Annotated in this window: 2 protein-coding genes; both read right to left on the bottom strand. The window is 75.3% G+C overall.

The features are described from left to right. Positions 1–235, bottom strand: a 235-nt coding sequence (locus HW445_RS26705; protein ID WP_306673367.1) for a bifunctional precorrin-2 dehydrogenase/sirohydrochlorin ferrochelatase, incomplete at its 3' end; no start/stop codon positions are given. 282 nt (positions 236–517) lie between these two features. After that, a partial coding sequence (gene cobT, locus HW445_RS26700; RefSeq protein ID WP_180223442.1) for a nicotinate-nucleotide--dimethylbenzimidazole phosphoribosyltransferase occupies positions 518–2487 on the bottom strand: 1970 nt, incomplete at its 5' end.

The raw sequence follows: 2487 nt of genomic DNA, 5'->3' as shown, positions 1-2487 counted from the left end.
CGTACCAGGCGCCGTCGAGGTCGCCGTCGGCGTAGCGGCGGCGTTCCCAGGCGATCTCGCCCGTGTCGGCCATCGCCTCGACGGAGGGGGTGGCGGAGGGGGAGACGAGGGTGACGTCGGCGCCGGCCGCGACCAGGGCGGGGAGGCGGCGCTGGGCGACCTGTCCGCCGCCGAGCACGACCACTCGGCGGCCGGTCAGGCGCAGGCCCACGGGGTAGGCGGGGTGTTCGGCCATGGGTGCGGCTCCATCGATGAGGGTCCCCCGGGCTCGTGGGGGTCCCCCTGCTCGAGCGGGGCCGAGAGGTCGGGGAACGGGCGAGAGCGTGGGGGATGGCTGCATGGGACGCTGCCGGGCCGCTTCGGGGCATGCCCGGCAAGGGTGGGAGCTGCACCGTCGGAGCTGCCCTGACAGGGGGAGTTTAGGGCGTGCGGCGGGCCGGGACGGGGGCCGGGCGGTGTGATCTTCGCACGATCTCCTGCCCGCCCCCGGTCCCGGCGGCGCCGCTGCCCGGTACCGCTACTTCTCGGTGACTCCGGCGGAGTCGAAGGTGGCCACCTCGTGCATGGCGCGGGCCGTCGACTGGACCAGCGGGAGCGCCAGCAGCGCGCCGGTGCCCTCGCCGAGCCGCAGGTCCAGGTCGACCAGCGGACGCAGGCCCAGCTTGTTGAGCGCGGCGATGTGGCCGGGCTCGGCGCTGCGGTGGCCGGCGATGCAGGCGGCCAGCACCTCGGGGGCGATGGCGCGCGCCACCAGGGCGGCGGCTCCGGCGCTCACGCCGTCCAGGATGACCGGCGTGCGCAGACAGGCGCCGCCGAGCAGCAGGCCCACCATGGCGGCGTGCTCCAGGCCGCCGATCGCGGCGAGGACGCCGATCGGGTCGGCCGGGTCCGGCTGGTGCAGTTCGAGGGCGCGGCGGACGACGTCGGTCTTGCGGGACAGCGTCTCGTCGTCGATGCCGGTGCCGCGGCCGGTGACCTCGGCCGGGTCGGTCCCGGTGTAGACGGAGATCAGCGCGGCGGAGGCGGTCGTGTTGGCGATGCCCATCTCGCCGGTCAGCAGCGCCTTGTTGCCCGCCGCGACCAGGTCGCGGGCGGTCTCGATGCCCACCTCGATGGCGGCCTTGGCCTCCTCGCGGGTCATCGCCGGGCCCTGCGTCATGTCGGCGGTGCCGGGCCGCACCTTGCGGGGCAGGAACCCCTGCTGGGCCGGCAGGTCGGCGGCCACCCCGACGTCGACCACGCAGAGTTCCGCGCCCACCTGGGTGGCGAACGCGTTGCTGACCGCGCCGCCGCCCAGCATGTTGGCCACCATCTGCCCGGTGACCTCCTGCGGCCAGGGCGTGACGCCCTGGGCGTGGACGCCGTGGTCGCCGGCGAACACCGCGACGGCCGCGGGCTCCGGGATCGGCGGCGGGCACTGCCGGGACAGGCCGCACAGCTGGGCGGAGATGATCTCCAGCATGCCGAGCGCGCCGGCCGGCTTGGTCATCCGCTTCTGCCGCTCCCACGCCTCGCCGAGCGCCTTGGCGTCCAGCGGGCGGATGCCGGCGATGGTCTCGGCGAGCAGGTCGTGCGGCTCCTCGCCGGGCAGGGCGCGGCGGCCGTAGGTCTCCTCGTGGACCGCCCAGGACAGCGGGCGGCGCTTGGACCAGCCGGCCTGCACCAGCTCGGGCTCGTCCGGGAACTCGTCGACGTAGCCCACGCACAGGTAGGCGACGACCTCGAGGTACTCGGGGAGGCCGAGGGCGCGGACCATCTCGCGCTCGTCGAAGAAGCTGACCCAGCCGACGCCGAGGCCCTCGGCGCGGGCGGCGAGCCACAGGTTCTCCACGGCGAGCGCGGCCGAGTAGGGGGCCATCTGCGGCTGGGTGTGACGGCCGAGGGTGTGGCGGCCGCCGCGGGTCGGGTCGGCGGTGACGACGATGTTCACCGGGGTGTCGAGGATGGCCTCGATCTTCATCTGCTTGAACTGCTTCGCCCGGCCCTTGGGCAGCGACTTGGCGTACGCCTCGCGCTGGCGCGTGGCCAGTTCGTGCATCTGCTGCCGGGTCTCCTCGGAGCGGATGACGACGAAGTCCCAGGGCTGGGAGTGGCCCACGGACGGCGCGTGGTGCGCGGCCTCCAGGACGCGGCGCAGCACCTCGTGCGGGATCGGGTCGGTGCGGAAGCCCTGGCGGACGTCGCGCCGCTCGCGCATCACCCGCAGCACGGCCTCGCGTTCGGCCTCGGCGTAACCGGGGGCGGCGGGCTGGAACGCGTCCTCGGCCGCGGGCTCCTGCTCCGTCCCCGCGACGGCCTCGGGGCGCTCCTCGGCCTCACCTGCCGACTCCGCCACCGTCTCGGCCTCAACCTCGGCCTCAATCTCGGCCTCAATCTCGGCCTCGGTCTCCGTCCCCGTCTCCGCGGGGACGGGCCCGTCGACGGGCGCGGCCTGGGCGGGGACCGTGTCGGCGGACCGCGCCTCGTCCTGCGGGGCCTCGTCCTGCG

The organism is Streptomyces sp. UH6 (assembly GCF_013421635.1).
GTDB lineage: Bacteria > Actinomycetota > Actinomycetes > Streptomycetales > Streptomycetaceae > Streptomyces > Streptomyces abyssomicinicus.
The sequence above is the reverse complement of the archived record's forward strand: the minus strand, read 5'-3'. Positions and strand labels throughout refer to the sequence as shown.